The organism is Streptococcus sp. HMSC077D04 (assembly GCF_001808785.1).
In the GTDB taxonomy this organism is placed as follows: domain Bacteria; phylum Bacillota; class Bacilli; order Lactobacillales; family Streptococcaceae; genus Streptococcus; species Streptococcus mitis_BX.
In genome coordinates this window covers 1-1,311 of the sequence record NZ_KV794439.1, presented here as the reverse complement: position 1 = coordinate 1,311, position 1,311 = coordinate 1, and the positions used below count along the sequence as shown (strand labels likewise).

Genomic DNA, 1,311 nt, shown 5'->3' with positions numbered 1-1,311 from the left:
GCAAGATACCCCTTATATCTCCGTTCCCAGCGTGACGGTATGCGATAGCAGACCGTCACACATCAGCGTAGAAGTCGAGAAATTGGCTGGTATGTATGATGTCGATAAACTCACAGAGGATATCAATTCCAGCTTTAGAGGAAAGCTGGGAGCCTATGCGGTCACGTCTGCAATGATAACATCAGACGGACTGTTTTATAAGTTTGTACTCGAAGACGTGGCAACAGATAAAACTTGGCGACCAGCGACCATGGACGATATAAAGGCTGAAAAGTATATCGTCAAACTACAAAAAGGGCTAGAAGTTAATCTGTCAGAACGGGCTCATATTGCAGTATGGGGCAAAACTGGAAGCAAGAAAACAACCGTCCTTTTTGGAATAATACTCCAACTTTTTAGCATGGGCGCAGATGTTCGCTTCGTCGATGGAAAAGATGAATTTAGTTCATTCAAAGGCTTCTATCCAGCTGATAAAATTGTATCGGATATTGACCCAGTTTTTGAGCAGCTGGAAGACATTCTAGCTATTATCAAGGAACGTCAGCAGATAATGGCTAATGAGGTGCAGAAACGTCAAAAAATAGGTCTGAAAGCTTCAGAAGTTGGGCTTCAACCTGTTGTGCTGGTTGCTGATGAAATTGGCTCTATTGTCGCTCTTATGGACTCTAAACAGTCTAAAAAGTTTGTGGCCGACTTAACGGCTATCATTCAAAGAGGGCGCTCCGTGGGTGTCTCTGTTATTGCTAGCACGCAAGACCCCTCGACTGATACGCTACCGCAAAAGATACGTCAGCAGTTTGCTACCAAGATACTTCTTGGATCTGCAAACTCTGATATTCAACGAATGGCATTTGGAGAAGTTGCAACGGCTGGAAACGTTGAAGATTTCAGAGGGTTCTATACTTGCGACGGACTGACTAATCAGCCGTTAAAGTTTTATGTTTGCGACTTATATAGTTATGGATTTAATGAGTTGGAAATATTTAAGTGTGCTTATAGTATTGGAAAAGCTCCATAAATTATATGGAGCTTTTTATTTTTTTATAGATTTATTATAGACATGTTTTAATTAAACTAGAAATATCATATCTTGATTGTCCTTTTTTATAGTCAAGATAGTCTTGAGTTCTTGGTTCTTGTGAAAATGTTGAAATAGGAATTAGATAATTATTATTTTCTTCTTTTCTTAAGAAAAGTAATTTTTCTTGATTTGTTATGTTTTCATCTGATGATAAAATTATTAGATAGTCCCATTTTATATTGGTGCTTATCCCGTTTGGTTCAATGTATTTCCAATAATCATTTTTTTTT

2 protein-coding genes are annotated in these 1,311 nt (G+C 38.2%); one reads left to right on the top strand and one right to left on the bottom strand.

Going from position 1 to position 1,311, the window contains the following annotated elements; genetic code table 11:
• The coding region (locus tag HMPREF2701_RS10915) for a type IV secretory system conjugative DNA transfer family protein (RefSeq protein ID WP_148130480.1) at positions 1-1,018 on the top strand (1,018 nt) is incomplete at its 5' end.
• Between the two features lie 34 nt (positions 1,019-1,052).
• Here HMPREF2701_RS10915 and HMPREF2701_RS11150 read toward each other — a convergent pair.
• Positions 1,053-1,311, bottom strand: a 259-nt coding sequence (locus HMPREF2701_RS11150; protein ID WP_186821197.1) for a hypothetical protein, incomplete at its 5' end; no start/stop codon positions are given.